Annotated in this window: 20 protein-coding genes; 13 read left to right on the top strand and 7 right to left on the bottom strand. The window is 67.7% G+C overall.

Annotation, left to right across the window (positions count from 1 at the left end):
• Positions 1 to 25 precede the first annotated feature (25 nt).
• Positions 26 to 1201 (bottom strand): ATP-grasp fold amidoligase family protein, encoded by a 1176-nt coding sequence (locus V4U86_RS28430; protein WP_395309161.1) that lies wholly within the window; start codon positions 1199 to 1201, stop codon positions 26 to 28.
• Positions 1202 to 1299: 98 nt separating this feature from the next.
• Here V4U86_RS28430 and V4U86_RS28425 point away from each other — a divergent pair, with 98 nt between their 5' ends.
• The 3 genes from V4U86_RS28425 to V4U86_RS28415 all read left to right on the top strand — a co-directional run bounded on the left by V4U86_RS28425 (position 1300) and on the right by V4U86_RS28415 (position 3142).
• A complete protein-coding gene (locus V4U86_RS28425) occupies positions 1300 to 2427 on the top strand; it encodes a glutamate--cysteine ligase 2 (RefSeq protein WP_395309160.1) in 1128 nt (375 codons plus the stop codon).
• Positions 2424 to 2858, top strand: a complete 435-nt coding sequence (locus V4U86_RS28420; RefSeq protein WP_395309159.1) for a thiol-disulfide oxidoreductase DCC family protein — start codon at positions 2424 to 2426, stop codon at positions 2856 to 2858. The genes V4U86_RS28425 and V4U86_RS28420 overlap by 4 nt, the downstream gene beginning before the upstream one ends.
• A gap of 68 nt (positions 2859 to 2926) precedes the next feature.
• Positions 2927 to 3142, top strand: a complete 216-nt coding sequence (locus tag V4U86_RS28415) for a hypothetical protein (RefSeq protein WP_395309158.1) — start codon at positions 2927 to 2929, stop codon at positions 3140 to 3142.
• 82 nt (positions 3143 to 3224) lie between these two features.
• Here the strand turns inward: V4U86_RS28415 and V4U86_RS28410 are convergent, their stop codons facing one another.
• Both V4U86_RS28410 and V4U86_RS28405 read right to left on the bottom strand, forming a co-directional pair.
• The gene (locus V4U86_RS28410; protein WP_395309157.1) at positions 3225 to 3485 is read right to left on the bottom strand and encodes a hypothetical protein; all 261 of its coding nucleotides are present in this window, start codon (positions 3483 to 3485) and stop codon (positions 3225 to 3227) included.
• A gap of 53 nt (positions 3486 to 3538) precedes the next feature.
• Positions 3539 to 3916: a heme-binding protein gene (locus V4U86_RS28405; RefSeq protein ID WP_395309156.1), complete on the bottom strand. Its 378-nt coding sequence runs from the start codon at positions 3914 to 3916 to the stop codon at positions 3539 to 3541.
• 534 nt (positions 3917 to 4450) lie between these two features.
• Between V4U86_RS28405 and V4U86_RS28400 the strand changes: the two genes are divergently transcribed.
• Entirely contained in the window at positions 4451 to 7228 is a 2778-nt protein-coding gene (locus V4U86_RS28400) for a hypothetical protein (RefSeq protein ID WP_395309155.1), read from the top strand.
• Positions 7229 to 7237: 9 nt separating this feature from the next.
• Here the strand turns inward: V4U86_RS28400 and V4U86_RS28395 are convergent, their stop codons facing one another.
• On the bottom strand, positions 7238 to 8266 hold the full coding sequence (locus tag V4U86_RS28395) for a fused (3R)-hydroxyacyl-ACP dehydratase subunits HadA/HadB (protein ID WP_395309154.1): 1029 nt from the start codon (positions 8264 to 8266) through the stop codon (positions 7238 to 7240).
• Positions 8267 to 8382: 116 nt separating this feature from the next.
• The gene (locus tag V4U86_RS28390) at positions 8383 to 9207 is read right to left on the bottom strand and encodes an alpha/beta fold hydrolase (RefSeq protein WP_395309153.1); all 825 of its coding nucleotides are present in this window, start codon (positions 9205 to 9207) and stop codon (positions 8383 to 8385) included.
• A gap of 75 nt (positions 9208 to 9282) precedes the next feature.
• Between V4U86_RS28390 and V4U86_RS28385 the strand changes: the two genes are divergently transcribed.
• The 3 genes from V4U86_RS28385 (at position 9283) to V4U86_RS28375 (ending at position 11839) form a co-directional block, all read left to right on the top strand.
• Entirely contained in the window at positions 9283 to 9858 is a 576-nt protein-coding gene (locus V4U86_RS28385; RefSeq protein WP_395309152.1) for a TetR/AcrR family transcriptional regulator, read from the top strand.
• 71 nt (positions 9859 to 9929) lie between these two features.
• Positions 9930 to 11198 (top strand): sensor histidine kinase, encoded by a 1269-nt coding sequence (locus V4U86_RS28380; RefSeq protein ID WP_395309151.1) that lies wholly within the window; start codon positions 9930 to 9932, stop codon positions 11196 to 11198.
• Positions 11195 to 11839, top strand: a complete 645-nt coding sequence (locus tag V4U86_RS28375; RefSeq protein ID WP_395309150.1) for a response regulator — start codon at positions 11195 to 11197, stop codon at positions 11837 to 11839. Before V4U86_RS28380 ends, V4U86_RS28375 begins: the two co-directional genes overlap by 4 nt.
• 8 nt (positions 11840 to 11847) lie before the next feature.
• On the opposite strand, the gene V4U86_RS28370 is transcribed toward V4U86_RS28375, so the two are convergent.
• Positions 11848 to 12444: a TetR/AcrR family transcriptional regulator gene (locus V4U86_RS28370; protein ID WP_395309149.1), complete on the bottom strand. Its 597-nt coding sequence runs from the start codon at positions 12442 to 12444 to the stop codon at positions 11848 to 11850.
• 116 nt (positions 12445 to 12560) lie between these two features.
• Here V4U86_RS28370 and V4U86_RS28365 point away from each other — a divergent pair, with 116 nt between their 5' ends.
• Positions 12561 to 14000 (top strand): MFS transporter, encoded by a 1440-nt coding sequence (locus tag V4U86_RS28365; protein ID WP_395309148.1) that lies wholly within the window; start codon positions 12561 to 12563, stop codon positions 13998 to 14000.
• Between the two features lie 34 nt (positions 14001 to 14034).
• Entirely contained in the window at positions 14035 to 14238 is a 204-nt protein-coding gene (locus tag V4U86_RS28360; RefSeq protein WP_395309147.1) for a zinc-ribbon domain-containing protein, read from the top strand.
• Between the two features lie 20 nt (positions 14239 to 14258).
• On the opposite strand, the gene V4U86_RS28355 is transcribed toward V4U86_RS28360, so the two are convergent.
• Positions 14259 to 16466 carry a molybdopterin-containing oxidoreductase family protein gene (locus V4U86_RS28355; protein ID WP_395309146.1) on the bottom strand — a complete coding sequence of 736 codons (2208 nt, stop codon included), beginning with the start codon at positions 16464 to 16466 and terminating at the stop codon, positions 14259 to 14261.
• 66 nt (positions 16467 to 16532) lie between these two features.
• Between V4U86_RS28355 and V4U86_RS28350 the strand changes: the two genes are divergently transcribed.
• Genes V4U86_RS28350 through V4U86_RS28335 form a run of 4 tightly spaced genes read left to right on the top strand, consistent with a single transcriptional unit; the run spans position 16533 to position 20291 of the window.
• Positions 16533 to 17207: a TetR/AcrR family transcriptional regulator C-terminal domain-containing protein gene (locus V4U86_RS28350; protein ID WP_395309145.1), complete on the top strand. Its 675-nt coding sequence runs from the start codon at positions 16533 to 16535 to the stop codon at positions 17205 to 17207.
• Positions 17204 to 18331 carry an LLM class flavin-dependent oxidoreductase gene (locus tag V4U86_RS28345; protein WP_395309144.1) on the top strand — a complete coding sequence of 376 codons (1128 nt, stop codon included), beginning with the start codon at positions 17204 to 17206 and terminating at the stop codon, positions 18329 to 18331. Before V4U86_RS28350 ends, V4U86_RS28345 begins: the two co-directional genes overlap by 4 nt.
• Positions 18324 to 19490: a sulfotransferase family protein gene (locus tag V4U86_RS28340; RefSeq protein ID WP_395309143.1), complete on the top strand. Its 1167-nt coding sequence runs from the start codon at positions 18324 to 18326 to the stop codon at positions 19488 to 19490. Before V4U86_RS28345 ends, V4U86_RS28340 begins: the two co-directional genes overlap by 8 nt.
• Before the next feature lie 15 nt (positions 19491 to 19505).
• Positions 19506 to 20291 carry a sugar phosphate isomerase/epimerase family protein gene (locus V4U86_RS28335; RefSeq protein ID WP_395309142.1) on the top strand — a complete coding sequence of 262 codons (786 nt, stop codon included), beginning with the start codon at positions 19506 to 19508 and terminating at the stop codon, positions 20289 to 20291.
• The last annotated feature ends 1 nt before the right edge of the window (position 20292 follow it).

The following is a 20292-nucleotide window of genomic DNA, read 5'->3' as shown; positions in this document are numbered from 1 at the left end:
TCGCCCTGGCCGTTCGAGCCGTCCGCTAGGTCTCGTCCGCGAGCTGGTGGCGGTCCTGGTGCGCGCCTGGTGCCTCAGGATCGTCGTCCTGGTGGTCGAGTTGCTCCTGCTCGCGGCGTTGCTCGTCGGTGGCCTCGGTGGCGTCCTCAGGTATGGGCGTTTCACGGCGGTGTTTCTCCACCACGTCCGGGGCGACCTCCCGGGTGGCCATCCCGCCCGTTCGGCCCTGGTCGGTGGGTCCGGGTGGGTTTGTCTTGTCAGTCATGAACACGGGATGCCCCGGCAACGGGCGTTCCAAGCCTGGTTCCCGGTATCGGCGCGGAACGGTCCAGTGACTGCCGAACTCGTCATTGAAGTACTCGGGATCGAACGGGCTGTCCCCGCCGGCGGGAAAACTGGTCAGCTCGCCGAACACGATGCGACCGTCCACGCAGTACAAATCGACGCGGACGAAGTCGGTGCCGGCGCCCAGCTGTTCCGCCACCGCGATCATCTCGTCCAATCGCGAGGGAGGCTCGGGTTGCGGGTCGGCCCATGGCGGCCCCCCGGACAGCGGCAGATGTTCCCAGTCCGGCCGGAAGAAGTCCTGGGTGCGCCGGCCGAACCGGCCGATATCGACCTGCACATAGGCGCATTTGCCATGGAAGACGAAGAACTTGTAGTCATCGGGAATCTCACCCGCGGCGTCGGTGAGTAGTTCTTCGACCAGCACCCGGGGCGGTATCTGCCCGTATGCCCACTCCCGGTTGGGGCCCTGACCGTAGAGTTGCGCCACCCAACCCTTGGCGATCCGCACGATGTCCCCGCGGCCCGCGTGCTCGGGGCGGACGAACCGGTAGGACCAGTCACCCCGGTCGCCGGGCAGCCGCGCCTCGGCGGGCGCGTGGTCGGAGACCACGATGACCGCGCCGCTGCCGTGGGTCGGTTTCACAACGAACGTATCGGGCAGGACTGCGTGGTAGAGGTCGGCGGGCTCGTCGACGATGGCGTAGACGGCCGGAAGATACTGCCGGCCAACGACTGTCGCCACATGGTCACGCACCGCGGCCTTGTCGGCGAATGTCACGATGAGCTCGCGGCGGTCGCGCAGCATCTTGTAGCGCACCTTGTCGCGGAACGTGTGGGGATTGCGGGTGCGCCACAGGCGTACCGCACGCACCAGCCGACTCCGTTCGCGCCAGCTGACCTGCGCGGATCCCATCTGGTCAGGCTACGGTGTGGGATGGCGCTCACGTTTCCTTACCGCGATAACCGGGCACATCAGGTGTCCGACCCGTTGACGCACAGTGCGAGGAGAGCATGGCCGGCCATCCCACCTTCGGTGTCGAGGAGGAGTTCCTCCTCGTCGACCCGGACTGCGGCGAACCCGTACCGCTCAACACCCGGGTGGCCGTGCTGGCCGAGGACGACGGGGTCGATCTGCAGCTGGAACTGACCAGTTGCCAGGTCGAGACCGCCACCGAAGTGTCGGACAACACCGCGGATCTGCGTGCCCAGCTCACCCGCCTGCGCAGGATCGCCGGCGACGCCGCTAACAAGGCCGGTGCCCGCCTGCTCGCCGCCGGCCTGCCGCCGACGGTGCCGCACGAGTTCCCGATCACCGAATCCGAGCGCTACGGCCGGATCGCGGACAGATTCGGGATGGTCGCCCACGAACAGGGGATCTGCGGTTGCCACGTCCACGTGGCGGTACCGGACCGGGACGCCGCGATCCAGGTCAGCAACCGGCTCCGGCCATGGCTGCCGCTGCTGCTGGGGATGACGGCCAATTCGGCGATCTACCGCAACGACGACAGCGGCTACGCGAGTTTTCGGCAGGTGCTGTGGTCGCGCTGGCCCAGCGCAGGTCCACCCCCGCACTTCGATTCCGCCGAGGACTATGACGCTGCGGTGCAGAGGATGCAGGACATCGGCGCGATGCTCGACGACGGCATGGTCTACTGGGATATCCGGCCGTCGGCGAACTTCCCGACGGTCGAGGTGCGGGTGGCGGACGTCCCTGCCACCGTCGCGGACACCGTGTTGCACGCCACGCTGACTCGCGCCGCGGTCATGACGGCCCTCGACGAGGAGCGGCGCGGCGTCCCGCTCCCCGATGTGCGAGCACACGAACTGGCGGGTGCGTACTGGAGTTCGGCCCGGTACGGACTCGACGGACCGGCGGTCGATCCGTTCTCCGACGGCGGCAAGGGCACTGGACCGGCAGCCGATCTGCTGCGGGCCCTTGTCGACCGGATCGCTCCGGCGCTGCGAACGGTCGGGGATTTCGAGTTCGTCGAGGACGAGCTGGCCCGCTTGTTCGAACGAGGTAACGGAGCCCAGCGTCAGCGCGCCGCCTGGCTGCGTCGTGGCGAGGCGGCCGATGTCATCGACGCGGTAGCCGAGGCGACCGTGGAAGACTGTGATCAACGACGGGAGGGAATGTGAACGGGACTCCGGCCGAGCCGATTCTGCTGTACGACGGGGTGTGCGGGGTCTGCAACGGCGCCGTGCGCAGCATTCTGCGCTTCGACCGTCGCGGGACGCTGCGATTCGCCGCCTTGGACAGTGCTGTCGCGCGGGACATCATCGGGCGCCATCCGCATCTGGAAGGGTTGGATTCGGTTGTGTTCGTTCGCAATCCGGATCAGCAGAACGAAACCGTGAGCACCAAATCGGCCGCGCTGCTGGAGGTGGCAGACTATCTGGGCGGGTACTGGAGACTCGCCCGGGCCGCACGCGTCATACCCGCCATCGTCCGGGACCGGCTCTACGCCGCATTCGCCGCGGTCCGCTACCGGGTCGGCGGCAAGTACGACACCTGCCCGATCCCCGCGCCGGAGGTGCGCAGCCGCTTCCTGGACGCGACCTACGGCTGAGCCGGAAACAAACGCGCGGTCGCCTCTGTTACTCCCGGCAGGACTACGAACGGGAAGAGGCGAGATCGATGAAGAAGATCGGTTTGGTGGGCGGGATCGTCGGAGCACTGTCGGCAGCCGTGATCGGCTTCGCGGGTCCGGCACAGGCCGCGGTGGGCACGCACGACGTCATCGCGCTGAGCCCCGGATCCGGTGTCTACGACAACGACAGCAACTACCCGTGGCGGGATCAGCTGTTCCCCAGGGTGAAGGTGCCGCAGGTGGACACCTCGGTACGCAACTGAGCGCGACGCCCGGACACACGACAGCGGTCGCAGCGGAACCTCTCGGTTCTGCTGCGACCGCTGTCGTGTGAGGTGCTACCGGCTACAGGACGCCGATGCCGTAACCGCCTCCGTAGCCCCAGGGCCACATGCCCCACTGGGTCTCACCGAGCTGACCCGGGGAGCTGGTGATCTGGGCATTGCCCGGGCTCTGGCACACGGTGCTGGTGCCGGAGACGATGTTGCCGGCGTTCGTGCACTCGGTCTGGACAGGATTGGCCGAAGCCAGCGGTGCGGCGACGATCGCCCCGGCGGCACCCGCGGCGGCGAGCAGTGCGGCGGCGGTCCAACGTGACTTGATCACAGGGATCCCTTTCATCGAATGGGTGAAGCGTGTTTGTTGATTACCGCTGGGTCTCAGAGGATGTCGACGTCGCCGTCGCTGTCGACGTCGCCGCAGCGAATCCGGATGTCCTGCAGCGGCTTCCGGATATTCTTCAGTTCGGCGCCGATCTGCGGGTTCGCGGTGAAGTACTCGTCGACCTTGGCCTCGATCTCGTTGTGCGGCAGACCGTGCAGGCTGGTGAAGAAGTTGTTGGCCTCGGGGTGGGTGAACAGGTAGGCCGAGGTGGCGGCGGAAACACCGGAGGCCACTCCGGCCAGGTCGGCGGCGGTGCAGTTCGGCGGCGGGACGGGCTCGGCGAACGCGCTGGGGATGGCGGCGAACAGCGTCGCGCCGGTGAATGCGCCGGCTCCAAGGATTCCGGCGACCGTGCGGCGGACATTGAGCGACATTGATCGGCTCCTTCGTATCAGTCATCGGGATGGTTGCCCGAATTCCAGGTCACCGGGAGTGGTGTTCCTGACCTGCTGAGCTAACCAGATTTGACGTGCAGTTTCTCGGCTTGGGTCCAGACTGCTGAGAACCTCCTTCGGAAAGGCTGGATGCGCTCCGGCCGGCCGGCCCGGCCCGTGGTGGATGTGCCCCATGAGGATCGTGTGGTTTCGGCACACCCGGCGACATCGTCACATTGACGCATGTGTATATTTGCCGCGAGCCTGCCAGGGCCCTTTTACGAGGAGATCAGCCCAGAATGCAGTTAGCTTGATGCTTTCGCAGTTAAGTAAATCTGCAATTCCGCTACGGCCGGAGCGTAATTACCTCTACAGTCTCGGCGTGGCCGAGCAGCGGAATACCACTGAGGACGGCGGGGAGACCGTCCGCGGCCGGATGAACCATCCCGGGGGCACCGACAGATTCATGGAGTCATCACTATGTGTGCAGCCCCCGCCCGGCACCGTGCCCACGGCCCCAGCGAGCAATTCTGGATGGCCACCGAACTTCTGACAGCGGGTGCGACCGGCGGAGCGGCGCGCCATGCCCGTGCATCGTCATCGACTATCGCCCAGCACATCGGCCGGGTAGGAGCGCTGGCGGTCTCGCTGGGTGTCGGCTTCGCGATCGCCGATTCCGCACAGCCGGCCTACGCCGACACCGGTGCGAGCTCCAGCAACGAGTCGGCGTCCGCGTCGGACGCGGGCTCGTCATCTGCCGGCTCCGGCCCGGCCGATCGCAAGCGGGGGCCGAGGACCGCGACCAAGCCGACCGCCGACGCCGACGCGACCGGCGACGACTCCGACAGCGCCGCCGGCCTGACTCCACCGGACGAGCCCACGACCGAACCGGACGAGACACAGCCGGACGCGACCGAACCGGACGAGACGGAGCCGGCCGGGACCGAGCCCGACGAAACCGCGTCGGAGACCGGGGATACGCCGACCGAGGCCGTCACCGACGACGTCGCCACCGACGCCGTCAAGGGCAGCAGGAAAGGGCGTACGTACGCCCCGACCGTCGAACCGATGCAGGTGCACAAGAGTGTCACCGCCGTCGTGCAGGCGGTACCGGACCCCGAGGTCGAATCCGCCCCACAGGTGGAGACCGACACGCAGGACGCCTCCGCCGCGGCGCCGGTGACCACCGAAGTTGCTCCCGCACCGGCAATTCAGGACACCCAGGCCACCGTCGAGGCCGTCACGCCCAAGATGACCGCGGCCAGCTCCACGCTCGGTACCCGAACCGCGACGACGAACCCGCTGGACCTACTGGTCAACACCATGATGGCGTGGGTCGCCCGCCAGATCAGCCACACGTTCGTCAACAGGACGCCGATCGCGGGTCCGATCGTCTACGAGCAGAATCTGCTCGGCCAGGTGTATATCGACCTGAACGCCACCGACCCCAACGGCGACGTGCTGGCCTACGACATCATCCAGCCCGAACACGGTTGGGTGTACCGGGATCTGATCAGCGGAAAGTTCGTCTACACGCCATGGGCACTGGTCAGCGGTCAGCCTCTGGTGGACAGCTTCAAGGTCGTCATCCGCGACGACTCCGAACATCTGCCCGGCGTGCTCGGCCAGATCCAGGCCGTGGTGGAAAAGGTCACCCGCTTCCTCGGCATCGCCCAGGCGGACAACCTCACCGTCACCATCCCGGTCACCGTCGACCCGGTCGTCCAGGCGCCGCCGCTGGTGACGCCCATCGTGGGCGGCGGCTATCAACTGGGTAAGGATCCCGCTCCCATCGTTTCCACCGTCGACATCGTCGACGGCGACACCCTGGGACTCAAGCGGGTGGTCATCAAGATCGCGACGCTGGCCCAGGCCGGAGATACGTTGTCCTACAACGCTCCCTCTGACAGCCCCATCATCGGCTCGTGGGATGCGGAAACGCTGACGCTGACGTTGACGGGCAACGGAACCCTGGCCGAGTACGAGCAGGCGATCAAGGCGGTGAACTTCGCTGCCACCCAGGGGGCCGGTCTGGTGCGCGGCATCACCATCTCGGCCACCGACCAGGACGATGTGGACAACATCGCGCCGGGCTTCGTCACCGTCGCGGTGTGGCCGGCCACGAAGCTGCCACCCCTGGTCACCCCGATCGCCGGGGGCGGGTTCACGCTCGGCGGCAACCCGGCGCGGATCGTGTCGGCGATCGACATCGTCGACGGGGACTCGGGCCGACTGTCGAAGGTGACGCTGCGCATCGAGACGCTGGCGCAGTCCGGGGACGCCCTGAATTATTCTGCACCGCAGGGAAATCCGGTGATCGGCAGCTGGGATGCGACCACCCGCACGCTCACCTTGTCCGGGGACGCGACACTGGCGCAGTACGAAGAGGCCATCAAGGCGGTGACCTTCTCGGCCACCCAGAGCGCCGGGGTGGTGCGGGGCATCGCCATCTCGGCCACCGACGAGGACGGCGTGGGCAACGTCGCCCCCGGGTTCGTGACGGTCGGTGTCTGGGCCGCTCCCACCCTGCCGCCGCTGGTGACCCCGATCGCCGGGGGCGGGTTCACGCTGGGTGGCAACCCGGCCAAGATCGTCTCGGCGATCGACATCGTCGATGTGGATTCGGGCCGGCTGTCCAAGGTGACGGTGAAGATCTCCACGATGGCACAGGCCGGAGACGTGCTGAATTACGTTGCTCCGGAAGGTAATCCGGTCATCGGCGTGTGGAACGCGGCCGAACGGACGCTGACCCTGTCGGGTCCGGGCACCCTGGCACAGTACGAGGAGGCCCTCAGGGCGGTGACCTTCTCGGCGACCCAGGGTGCGGCACTGGTGCGCGGACTGTCCATCTCGGCCATCGACGAGCACGGGGTCTCGAACATCGCGCCCGGGTTCGTCACCGTGGCGGTGTCCTCGCCCACGCGCTACCTGCCGCTCGTGACGCCCATCGGTGGGCGGTCGTACACGATCGGGGAGTCGCCGACGAAGCCGGTGGCCGGGGTCGACATCGTCGACGCCGACTCCAGCCATCTGCAACAGGTCACCATGCGCGTGACGACCTTCGGCAAGTCCGGGGACACCCTGACCTTCGCCGGCCTGACCGACAATCCGATCACCGCGACCTACGACGCCGAGACCCGGACCCTGACGCTGTCCGGGATCGCGACCAAGCAGCAGTACGAGGAGGCGTTGAAGGCCGTCACGTTCACCGCCACCCAGGGCGGCTGGACCACTCGGACGATCACGATCGTCGCCACCGACACCGACGGGGTGAACAGCTCGACAGCGTCGTTGACCCTCTCGGTGTGGTGAGCGGCGTGCTCAGCTGAACCGGACGTTCAGGGTCGCCAGCCCGAAGATCTTGCGGCCCCCGGACTTCGCACCGACAAGCACGACGCCGCTGCGGCCGTCCGGGTCGAGGGACTTGATCTTGCCGGAGTACTCGATCTCGGTGCCGGTGACCGGCACGATCGCGGGCTGCGACAGCCGCACCGCGTAGCGGGTCACCGAGCCCGGGTCACCGGTCCAGGAGGAGCCGTAGCTGGCGCCCAGACCCATGGTGAGCATGCCGTGGGCCAGCACATCCTCCTGGCCCGCGAGCTTGGCGACGTTCTCGTCCCAGTGCAGCGGGTTGGCGTCACCGGCCACCCCGGCGTAGTTGACCAGGTCGCCGCGGGACAGCCGGGCCTGATGGACGGGCAGGGTGTCCCCCGCCTTGAGGTCGTCGAACGACGGGGAGGCCGGCGTCCGGGTCAGGCCGGCCTGGGCGATGCGCTGCTCGCCTGCCGGGCGCACGGCCTTCTCATAGGCAATCCCGGAGAAGTCGGCGCCGAGCATGTTGATGCCGTGCATCATCACGTTCGCCACGGCCGGCCGGATGGCGGCGTCGACCTCCTCGGCACCGACCCCCACGACGGTGGTGTGCAGGGTGTGCACGACCTCGCCGGCGGTGTCGGTGAAGGTGTTCGTCACGGTGATCAGGTCGCGGCCGGCGATCCGACGCACCGAGGTCAACTCGACGTCGATGGTCAGCTCATCGCCCTCCACGATGGGGCGGTGCTGTTCGAAGACCTCCTCGGTCTGCAGATACATGTCGTAGCCGACCACGACCTGTTCGAACATCTTCTGGTTGCAGGCCATGGCCGGAGCCGAGGTGAAGGTCAGCGGGGCCACCAGGCCGGAGTATCCGAGTTTCTGCGCCGCGGCGACATCCCAGTGTGCGGGGTGGTAGTCCTGCACGGCACGAGCGAACTCGCGCACCTTCTCGCGCCCGACCAGGTAGGTGTCGTCCATCTGGTAGTAGTGGCCGACGCGGTCTTCGAGTGGCGTCGTTTCTGCTGCTGCGGTCATGGCTGTGCCCAACTCTTCTGTCTGCTTGTTCGCTGAGGCGGATACAGCAGGTTAACGCGCAGGGCCTGGCAGCAAAAAACCGCTGTGCCCGGGGAGGTCGGACAGCCGGCGCGGAACTACCCCACGAAGTTGCGCAACGCCACCGCCATCGCCGCGGGTTGATCCTCGGGAATCAGGGTCCAGGAATCCTCGACGATCACCTTCGTCGCGTTGGGATACAGCTGCGCCAATCGGTCGGCATGCGCCAGCGGCATCATCCGATCTTCGCGGGCCCAGAGGATCAGGACCGGGCGGGTGAATGTCCGCATCTGCTCGGACAATTCGAGCAGCCGCTGCCGCGGCGGGGCGCCGGTGGCGAATTTGACCAGATCTCGGCGTACCGCCGGGTTCTCGACGGCGGGCGCGAACCAGTCGTCGAACAGCGCATCCGGTATCCCGTACTTGGTGAGTGCACCGTATGCCCGGTCGCTGTGCCGAAAGAACCTGGTGCCCAGAAACTTCGAGAGCACCCAGCCACCGCCGGGCAGCCGGCACAGCAGGGCGGCCGGGCGGGCGGGCGCCGGCGGATAGTTGTCGAATGCCGTGCATGACGCCAGCACCAGGCGGCCGAGGCGCTTGTCTCGGCCGTCAGAGATCAGGAATTGTCCGCCGCCCCAGTCGTTGAGCACCAGGGTGACATCCTCCAGCTCCAGCGCATCCAGGAAGTCGGCCAGGACGGCGGCCACGCCCTGCTCGGTGAGATCCGCGTCCGGGTGCATCGGCTCCCGGTGGGCGCCCATCGGCAGTGTCGGTGTGATGCAGCGGTATTCGGGCAGGTGCGGGATCACCTTGCGCCATTGCCGGCCGTCCATGAGCAGGCCGTGACCGAACACCAGGACGGGACCGTCACCCCCGGTGTCCGCGTAGGCGATGGGACCGGACGAAAGATCGACGGTGGGCATCCACGCTCCTAGATAGATCATTCTATTCGGGCCCACGGTATGCTGCGGGCACCCACTGCGCAAGGAGGAGTTCTCATGGCCGAGCCCGGTACCCGCGACCGGATCCTGGAGGCGACGGCCGAGCTGTACCGGCGCCAGGGCATGTCAGCCACCGGCCTCAAGCAGATCTCCGGCGCGGCCAAAGCGCCGTTCGGGTCCATCTACCACCACTTTCCCGGAGGAAAGGAGGCGATCACCGCCGAGGTCATCCGCTGCGAGGGCGTTCGCTACGGGGCGTTCGTCGGGGCGCAACTGGCGCACACCGATCCGGCCACCGGGATCCCCGCCCTGTTCGTGAGCGCCGGGGAACTGATGGCCTCTCAGGACTACGGCGAGGCCTGTTCCATCGAGACCATCGCGCTGGAGGTGGCCAGTACCAACGAGGTGCTCCGGCAGGAGTCGGCGACGGTGTTCGAAGGCTGGTTGTCCGGGCTGGCCGCATGGTTCGCCCAACTCGACGTCACCGAGGAACAGAGCCGCCGGATGGCCCTGATCACCCTGACCGCCCTGGAGGGCGCCTTCGTGCTGTGCCGGACGCTCCGGTCGGTCGAACCGGTCGTCGCCGCGGGGCATGGTGTGCAGGCGGCCGTGTCGGCGATACTCGCGGAGTAGGGCCAGCCCTACCCTGAAGACGCGGGCGTACGGGATGGGGGTGGAGGGCAGCGGTGCCTAGCGTCGAACGCGTGACCACGATCCAACGCCCGGGAGTCATCCGCCAGCTCGGTGTGGACACCGGGTATGTGCTGCTCGGATTCCCGCTCGCCCTGCTGAGTTTCACCGCCATCGTCACCGGGGTGGCGGTGGGGCTGGGCGCGCTCGTCATCCTCGTGGGGTTGCCGATCCTGGTCGCAACGGTCCTCGTCGCGCGGGTTTTCGCCGATATCGAACGACTGCGGTTCCCGGCGGTGCTGCACCGGCCGCGCACCCGGCCGGCATACCGCACGGCGGCCCCGGGAGCGTCGGCGTTCAAGCGGATGGTCATGCCGCTGGCCGACGGGCAGTCCTGGCTGGACCTGGTTCACGGCGTGCTGCGGTTTCCGATCTCGGTGGCCACCTTCTGCGTATTGATCACCTGGTGGACCACGGCTGTGGCCGGCACGCTGACCGTCGCCTGGGACTGGGCCATCCCGCGCGGTCCGGACAACACCTCGCTGGCCCAGCTGATCGGGCTCGGAGACAGCGCGCTGGCCCGCATCGGATTTCAGACCGCTGTCGGCCTGGGCTGTCTGTGCACGTTGCCCTTGGTGGTGCGGGGATGCGCGTTGTTGGAGGCGGCCTTCGCGCGGGTGCTGCTGACCGGCGTGGCCGAGATGCGCCAGACCATCACCGTGCTGTCGGAGCAGAAAACGGCCGCGGCCTCCGCGGAGGCCCACGCCCTGCGCCGCCTCGAACGCGATATCCACGACGGCCCGCAGCAGCGTCTGATCCGGCTGGCCATGGATCTGGGCCGCGCCCGGCAGAGCAGTGCGCCCGGTCCGGTGCGCGACACACTCGACGAGGCGATCGCCCAGACCCAGGAGACCCTGGACGAGTTGCGCGCGCTCTCCCGCGGCATCGCGCCGCCGGTGCTCACCGACCGAGGCCTGCCGAGTGCGCTTGCCGCACTGGCGATTCGGTGCACGGTGCCGGTCGAACTCGTGGTGGATCCGGAGTTGGGCACACCGGTGGGCCGACTGGATCCCACCGTGGAGACCACGGTGTACTTCGTGGTTGCCGAGGCATTGACCAACGTCGCGAAGCACAGCGGTGCGACGAATTGCTGGGTGACGGTCGCGTCGGGGCCGATGCGCGTCGCCGCGGACATCGTGGACGACGGCGACGGCGGCGCCCACGTGGCCAAGGGACACGGACTGTCCGGTCTCGTCGACCGGGTGCGCGGCGGTGGCGGCACCCTGTCGGTAACCAGTCCGAACGGTGGACCGACGACGATAAGGGTGGAACTGCCGGCATGAAAATGATCGTGGCCGACGACTCGGTCCTGCTGCGAGAGGGCCTGATTCGGCTGCTCACCGAGAACGGCCATGAGGTGCTCGCCGCTGTCGGTGACGGCCCGTCGCTGGTGGCGGCGGTCGAGGCACACCGGCCGGATGTGTCGGTGGTCGACGTGCGGATGCCGCCCTCGCACACCGACGAGGGGTTGCGTGCGGCGGTCCAGGCCCGCCATCTGGTACCGGGTTCGCCGATTCTGGTGCTGTCGCAGTATGTCGAGGTCTCCTACGCCGACGACCTGCTGGCCGACGGCGCCGGCGCGATCGGCTACCTGCTCAAAGACCGCGTCGCCGCCGTCGCCGATTTCCTCGACGGGGTGCACCGGGTCGCATCCGGAGGCACCGTGCTCGACCCGGATGTGGTCGCCCAGTTGCTGGTGCGCCGGCGACGGGACGATCCTCTGCGCCAACTCACGCTGCGGGAACAGGAAGTGCTGGCATTGATGGCCGAGGGCCGGTCCAACACCAATATCGCCCGTGCCCTGGTCATCACCGATGGTGCGGTGGAAAAGCACATCGGCAGCATCTTCACCAAGCTCGGGCTGCCACCCGACAGTGAACAGCACCGCCGGGTGCTGGCGGTGCTGGCCTATCTGCGTGCCTGACGTATCGGTCAATCCCGTTGTGGAATAGCGGAATTGGCCGCCACGAGGTGCGCGAAGACATGGTCCAGTGAGCCGGCGATGGTCGGTTCGGCACCGTCGGCCCAGCGCCGCCAGGCGAGATCGAGGGCGGCCAGCGCGGCCACGGTGATCGTGCGGGCCGCGTCTGGGTCCGCGATCCGCTGCGCCAGAACCGGAGTCAGCGCATCCTCGTGGGCGAAACGCCGCTGGGCCATCCGGGTGCGCAGTGAGACGTTGGCATTGATCATCCGGACGCGGGAGCGCTCCCGTTCTGAGTGTTCGTTGAGGTGGGTCAGAGCGCTCTGGAAGGCGCGGAGCAGTAGTTGCCAGGCATTCTCATCCTCGACCGGGGGCAGTCTCTGCAGGTGCGCCGCGTAGTCGATGGACGAGGCCTCGATGGCGGCGAGCACGGCGTCTTCCTTGGAGCCGAAGTAGCGGAAGAACGTCGCCCGGGAGATGCCGACCTCGCCGGCGGCCTCCTCGACCGTCACCGCGTCGAAGCCCCGTTCGGCGAACAGGATGCTCATCGCCTGGGCGATCTCGGTGCGCAGTGCCAGTCGCGCGCGCTCACGTACGCCTGCGGTCATCGGCCCAGGATAGCCGATTCTGATGCTCGATGTCAGAATCGATACGGCGAATGCAAGTTGATACTCAGTCTCAATCGCCGGTACGGTGGCGAGGTACGCAGGCGAAAGGTGGACGGATGACGGTGGAGACTCGGACGGTCGAGCCGCTGCCCGGTACCCCGACATCTCCGGTACGGGCTGCCCGGGTGGTCGCGCCGCTGGCGTTCGCCGGGATGACCGCGGCCTTCACCCAGACCATCCTCATCCCGATTCAGGGTGAGCTCCCGCAGCTGCTCAACGCCTCCAACGGCGACACCGCCTGGGTCATCACCATCACCCTGCTGGTCGCGGCGATCTGCACACCGATCTCCGGCAAGTTGGGCGATATGTACGGCAAGCGCCGGATCGCCCTCACCCTGCTCGGCGTGCTGATCCTCGGGTCGGTGGTCGCGGCACTGTCGCCGACGGTGGTTCCGCTGATCGTCGGACGCGGACTTCAGGGCATGGGGATGGGCGTCATCCCGCTGGGTATCGCGATCCTGCGGGACGCGTTGCCCGCCGACAAGCTCGGGTCGGCCATCGCACTGGTCAGCGCCACCCTGGGCGTCGGGGGCGCGCTGGGGCTTCCGATAAGCGCCTTCGTCACAGAGCATTTCGACTGGCACGTGCTGTTCTGGTTCGCGGCCGCGCTCGCCGCCACCGCGTTCGTCCTGATCGTGACATTGGTGCCGGAGAGCACTTTGCGCGTCGGCGGGCGGGTGGACGGCATCGGCATCGTCGGCCTCGCGATCGGTCTGACCGGGGTGCTGCTGGCGATCTCGCGCGGCAACGACTGGGGCTGGACTTCGCCGCGCACGGTGGGGTCGTTGGTGGGCGGGCTGGCAGTCCTGCTGGTGTGGGGCTGGCTGGAACTGCGCATCCGGGAGCCGCTGGTGGACCTGCGGGTCAGCGCCCGGCGGCCGGTGCTGCTGACCAACCTCGCGTCGATCGCCATGGGCTTCGCCCTGTTCTCCTCCCAGATCGCCTTCCCGCAACTGCTCGAACTGCCCACGGAGGCGGGAGGATTGGGGATGCCGCTGCTGCAGGCGAGCATGCATCTCATGCCCGCGGGACTGGCGATGCTGGCCATGTCGCCGGTGGCGGGCCGGCTCTCGCGGCGGTGGGGACCGAAACCGCTGCTGGTGGCCGGCGCGATGATCATGGCGGCCGGCTACGCCATCGCTGTGCTGATGGATCTGCACGCCGGGCACATCCTGGTCATCAACCTGCTGATCGGCATCGGGATCGGGCTGGGCTACGCCGCCATGCCGACCCTGATCATGCGCGCGGTGCCGGCCTCGGAGACCGGGGCCGCCAATGGGCTCAATACGTTGATGCGGTCGCTGGGGACGGCCACCGCGGCCGCGGTCATCGCCGCGGTGCTCGCCAGGTACTCGACCGATCTGGGCGGCGCCGCCGTGCCGAGTGCCGATGGTTTCCAGGCGGCGTTCCTGTTCGGGCTCGCAGCCGCGGCGCTGTGCACCGCCATCGCGATCTTCATTCCGCGTTCGGCGCCGGCATCGGAGCACCAGGACTGAGTGGTCGCCCGGCCACCGCATCTACCCTGGTGTGATGTTCTTCCTGTTCGGCTTCGGTACCAAGCAGAAACCGCTCGGCGCCGGCCAGGTGCGGACCTGTCCGCGCTGCCACAACACCACCCAGTGGATGCGGTTGCGGCAGTTCAATCAGCTCAGCGTGTTCTTCATCCCGGTCGCGCGCTGGAAACGCCGGCAGTTCGAGGCGTGCGGTATCTGCGGCGCGTCGATCGCCGCCTGAACCTTTCCGGAACAATCCCGCTAATCCGGGGGCCCGGCGGTCACCCGTACCGGGATGTTGCCCTGCCGCGGTAGCCCCGTGATCGGTTCGTAGTCGGTATCGGTCGGCACGAGGCGTCCGACGTTACTTCCCCGCGCCAGGACTTCGCCGTCCTCGCTCGGCAGCCCGCCGAACGCATGGTGCATCGCGATCACGTCGGGGCGCAGCGTCTCGTCGGCCTCGGCCACGCTCGGGATGCTGTCGTGCGGTGAGGTGACAGTGACCAGGTCTCCGGAGCGCAGGCCGAGCGCGTCCATGGCGTCGGGATGCATGTATGCCGGGTTGTAGGGCTTGCCCCGGTTCAGCGCGGCGAGATTGGTGCCCGAGGAGTTCATGAAATTGCCGTGCCGCCGCGGAATCAGTCGAAACGGAAACGCTGCGTCGGTCTGCCCGGCGGTGACACCCTGGGTCAGCACCTCGGCCAACTCACCGAGCAGGACCGCGTTGCCGACATCGAGACGTGCATCGCAGTCGGCGTCGCGTTCGGCGACCACGTCGCCGACGTCGAAGATCTGCCCGTGGGGGTGGGCGGCGACTTGGTCGAGGGGGATACGCGACGTCGAGCACATCTGCGCGAACAGCTCTTCGGTGGTCAGTGAAGTGTCGCCGTTCATGTTGATCACCACCGGCGGAGATTCCATGAAGCGGCCGCCGCCGAAGAAGTTCACGAACCAGAGGTCGAGTTCCATGCGTTTGGCGAGCCCGAGGAAGAACTGCCATTCCTCGGTCAGATCCGAGCCCGCCGGCGGCTCGCTGATCCGTGGCACGTACTGCCCGTACGCCGCCGGAATGCCGGTACCGCTCGTGTAGTACTTGATGAGCTCGCTGCCCATCGTCATCGCGGGGGTCTCCATCTGCATTCTCGGCGCAATCACGTAATCGGCCAGCCGCGAGGTCAGCGACATCTCGGTGTCGAGAGTGACCAGTAGGTCGAGATTCTCCAGGGCGCGCAGCGTCTTTCGTTGGTCCGGCCAGGCCGCCATCGGGTTTCCGCCGATGCAGATCAACGCCTTCACCTGTCCCGGACCCTCCAGCAGGATCTCGTCGGCCAGAGCCGCGGTCGGCATCCCGGCCACGGTGTCGGTGAGCCCGCGCACCCGCAGCCGCTCGCCGTAGCCCCACCCCTCGTAGGGCGGATGGGCCTGTGCTTTCGCGGTGAACGCCGGCATCAGCGTGTTCGGCCGCACCACCCGCTGCCCGGCCCGTTGCCAACGGCCGCAGATGGTGGTCAGACACAGGCACAGGTATTCCAGCAGGCTGCCGTGACCCGCGAAATTCGCGCCGGTGCCGGCGTTGACCATCCCGCGTCGGGTCCCATGTGTCGCGAACAGCCGTGCGGCGGCGATCAACTCAGCGACCGGCACGTCGGCGCGGGCGGCCACGTACTCCGGAGTGAAATCCTGCACCGCTGCGGCCAACTCGTCGAATCCGGTGACGTTGCGAGCCATGAACTCGGAATCGCAGAGCCCCTCGGAGATGACGAAGTTGATGATGCCGGCGAGGATGGCCACATCCTCACCGGGACGCGGTTGCAGGTGAATCGCGGCCCGGGCAGCGGTTTGGGAGCGGCGCGGATCGATGACGATCAGCTTCATACCCCGCCCCAGCGCGTTGCGTAACCCCTGGCCCGGGTTCTGCCCCGGGATGCCAATGGCCTTGGACACCAGCGGATTCGTGCCGATCAGCATCCAGCTGTCGGCCTCGTGGAAGTCGACGTCTCCGCCCAGCCAGTGGCCATGCGCGGCAAGCGCGATCTGCTTGCCGGGTTGGTCGATGGTGTTGGCGGTGAAGAACATGGGGGATCCGATGCCCCGGATGAAAGCACTGGCCATCAACGCCGACGCCGGATAGGGCAGTCCGTTGGTGCCAAGGTACACCGCCACCGAGCGGGGCCCGTGTGCGGCGATCAGCTGCTGCAGGCGCCCGGCGATCTCGTCCATTGCGACCTCGGCCCCGATCGGGGTGTAGCTGCCGCCGGGTTGTCGTTTCTGGCTGTGTAGCAGCCGGTCAGGACTGTTGTGGATGTCGGGCAGCGCGCGGCCCTTGGCGCAGGTATAGCCCTTGAACATGGGGTTGTCGGGGTCCCCGGTCACCTTGGTCAGCTTCCCGTCGGTGACGGTGGCCAGCACCCCACAATGCGCTGAGCAGATCCGGCAGATACCCGGACGCGTCGTCGTCTGCGTTGACACGGAAATATTCATACTCCCGACCGGGAAAAAATACTAGACTCGCCGTATGCGGACGGAGTCGGACAGATGAGCGGGCCGCCGGGCGACGCGGTTAGCACTCGCCGGCGCGGACGGCCGCGGCAGATCAGCCGAGAGCGGATCGTCTCTGCGGCACGCGATCTCCCGCCCGATGCGCTGACCATGCAGGCGGTGGCCGGGGCCCTCGGGGTGGATCCGAAGGCGTTGAACTATCACGTCGGTGGGCGTGAGGGACTGCGTGAACTCGTCGCGCTGGACGTCTTCGAGTCCGAACTCCGACGGGTCGAACTGCCCGCCGACGGTGACTGGCGGGTGGTCGCCCGTTCCTACGCGGCGGCGATCCGGGACGCCTACCTGAAGGTCGGGGTACTGGCCACGTCGTTCCATCTGCCCGCAGCCAGTGGACTCGGCGCACTGGCCCCGGTGGAGTGCCTGCTGCAGGCATTGGTCGATGCCGGATTCGACGCCGTGCAGGCCGGCCGGGCGCTCACCCAGATCAGTGAGACGGCATACGCGGCCGGCCGGACCGCCGTGTTGGCGGCCCAGAACCGCGTTCATCCGAACGTCCCCGAGGTCGCCGATGCACTGGAGCATGCTGCGGCGCAGGACTTCTCGATCCTGCGTCAAGTCGTCGCCGCGACCGGCACCGATCAGGACGGCACCGATCAGTTCGAATTCAGCCTGGCCGTCGTCATCGCCGGATTGGAGCGGATGCTCGCGTGAACGTCGCACCCGCCGCCTTCCTACGAACCACGCTGCCACTCGGTCTGGACATACTGAAGCAGTACGACTCGGGTCGCTACCACTCCATCTGGTTGCCCGACCACATGGTCAGCTTCTGGCCCGACTCGATCTGGACACCGGAGTTCACCGATCTCGCGACCGTCTCCCCGTCACCGCACCGCCACCTCGACGGGATGGCGGTCGCGGCCGCAGCCGCCGTACTGACCCGCACCACCCCGATCGCCACGACGGTGGTCGACACCGTGCGCCGGCACCCGGCGATGCTGGCGCAATCGGCACTCACCCTTGATCACCTGTCCCAGGGGCGGTTCGTGCTGGGGTTGGGTTCGGGGGAGCTGGAGAACACGGTGCCCTACGGATTCGACTTCGAGGCGCCGGTGGCCCGGTTCGAGGAGGCACTGCGGGTCATCCGGATGCTGTGGGAGAGCGACGGACCCGTCGACTTCGAGGGCCGGTTCCACAAGCTTGCCCATGCCAGGCTGGATACCGAGCCCTACGACGGGCGGTACCCGCCGATCTGGATCGGCGCGGCCGGGCCTCGGATGCTGCGTATCACCGGCCGCCACGCCGACGGGTGGTGGCCCAACGGCGCCTACACCCCGGAGGATTACCACCAGAAGCTCAGCGTCGTGCGTGAGGCCGCCGAGCGCGCGGACCGTGACCCCGACGCCATCACCCCCGCAGTCACCCAGATATGCCTGATCGGCGACGACGACGAGATCGCCGAGATGCTGCAGGCACCGTTGGTGAAGGCGATCATCCTGCTCGTCACCGCGGAGGACCTGCGCCAATTCGGGTATGAGCATCCGATGGGACCGCGGTGGCGCGGCGTGCAGGACTTCGACCCGGTCCGGCTGTCCCGGGAGAAGATCATCGAGTTCTGCGAACAGGTCGACACCCGGTCGATCACCGACGTCTTCCCGTGCGGGACACCGAAACAGGTGGCGGAGAGAGTGAAAGGGTTCTGCGATGCCGGCATGCGGGTGTTCAAACTGATGGAGTACGGCAGCATGGCCGGCCTGCGATTCAGTGCCGGTTCCGCGGACAAGGTGCGCGAGACCGAGGACGAGATCCTGCGGCTGGTCGGCGCAAGCCATGGCTGAACTGGACGCTGCGACCCTGCTGGCCGACGCGCAAGCCCGCACCGGGCTCTCCGACTGGGGTGACGATACGCTGCCCGCGCGATTCGCCACCGCGGTCGAGCATCTCGACGCCGCAGGTATGGACGCCGACGGCCGCCGCGCTGCCGCCGAGGTGTGTACCGGCCTGCTCACCGCGCGGCTGGAGTTCTTCGAGGATCGCCGTCGTTACCCGGTGGCCGATGAGGCCGTGGTGGCACCGCTGTTCGTGACCGGCGAACCACGCACCGGCACCACGCTGATGCACGCGCTGATGGCCGTCGACCCGGACGCGCGGGCGCTCCGGTTCTGGGAGGTCATGTACCCGTCGGGACCGCCGGGACTTGCCGGCTCAGACGACCCGCGTCCCCCGCGCGCAGACGCGGACTGGCGCGAGATCAACGAGAAGCTGCCCAAATGGCTGCACTCGCATCCCTACAACGACATGCTCGGTGACGGCCTGCCCGAGGACGAGCGCACGTGGGCCTTCGACTTCCGGGTGATGACACCGACGGCGTGGTGGCGGGTCCCGGTGCCCAGCGTGGTGCAGGGCCTGCCCACCGATGCGGCCGCGCAGTACCGGATCCACCGGATGATGTTGCAGCAGTGCCAGTTTGCCCGGCCGCAGAAGTACTGGGTACTCAAGGGATTCCACGGCTTCCGGTTGCGCGAGTTCTTCGACGTCTATCCCGACGCGACACTGGTCTGGTTGCACCGCGACCCGGTACAGGTGGCGGCATCGCGGACGATGATGATGGCCGACATCACCGAGGGTATCACCGGCCCGGTCGACCTGGCGGCCACCGCCCGGCTACACCTGGACCTGACGCGGGCGAGCATCGCCAACACGATGTGCAATCCGCTCACCGACGATCCGCGCATTCTGCACATCCGCTACCTCGATTTCGTCGCCGACCCGATCGGCACCATCCGGCGGTACTACCGCTTCAGCGGCCGGGCATTGACCCCCGCGGCCGAGCAGGCGATGCGGAACTACCTGGCGCACAACAAGGGTGACCGGCACGGGAAGTTCCGCTACTCGACCACCCTGCTAACCGACATCGGGGAGGACCTCGACGCGCTGCACGAGGAGTTCCGGCCGTTCCGTGAACGTTTCGGTGTCGAGATCGAGAACCGGGGCTGAGCGTTGCATCCCCGGGTGAGCCTGCACCAGGTGGCCTTCCTGAACCAGCGCACGGCCGCATTTCTGGCGCACTGCCGCGAGATCGGGGTGCAGCAGGCGACACTGGTCAGCCCCGCTCTGACGGGAGCCGGCGGCATCGACGAGGCGAGGAGCGCCGGCGTGCGCATCGCCAGCATCAACCATCCCTTCGCCGTGCACCCGGACCTCGAACGCGACGGCGCGCGGGCCACCGAGGCCCTCTGCGAGGTCATCGATATGGCCGCGTCCCTCGGATGCCCGCAGATCTATCTCCTGACGGGCGCGCGGGGTGCGTTGACCTGGGAGCGGGCGGCAGCTCGATTCAGCGAACTCCTGGCACCGTGCCGAGTCCGGGCCGAGGCCGCGGGCGTGCGCCTCCTCGTCGAGAACGCATCGAGTTTCAATGCCGACATCCACATCGCGCACACTCTCCCGGACACCATCACCCTGGCCACCGCGGCCGGCATCGGGGTGTGTGTCGACGTGCACGCCTGCTGGGCCGAGGCGGGACTGAGCGACTTGATCCGCCGGGCCCTGCCGATGACCGGTCTGATGCAGGTCAGCGACTATGTCCTCGGTGATCGTTGCGCACCGTGCCGGGCTGTACCGGGTGACGGTGTGATCCCGCTGCAACGCATCATCGGTGACGCCCTGGAGGCGGGCTACGCCGGAGTCTTCGACATCGAACTCGTCGGACCACGGATCGACGAGGAGGGTCCGCGCGCGGCCACCGCTCGTGCGGCCCAACGCATATCGGACATGCTGACCGAGTGGGGAGTCTGAG

Source organism: Mycobacterium sp. AMU20-3851 (assembly GCF_043974665.1).
Classification (GTDB): Bacteria; Actinomycetota; Actinomycetes; order Mycobacteriales; family Mycobacteriaceae; genus Mycobacterium.
The sequence above is the reverse complement of the archived record's forward strand: the minus strand, read 5'-3'. Positions and strand labels throughout refer to the sequence as shown.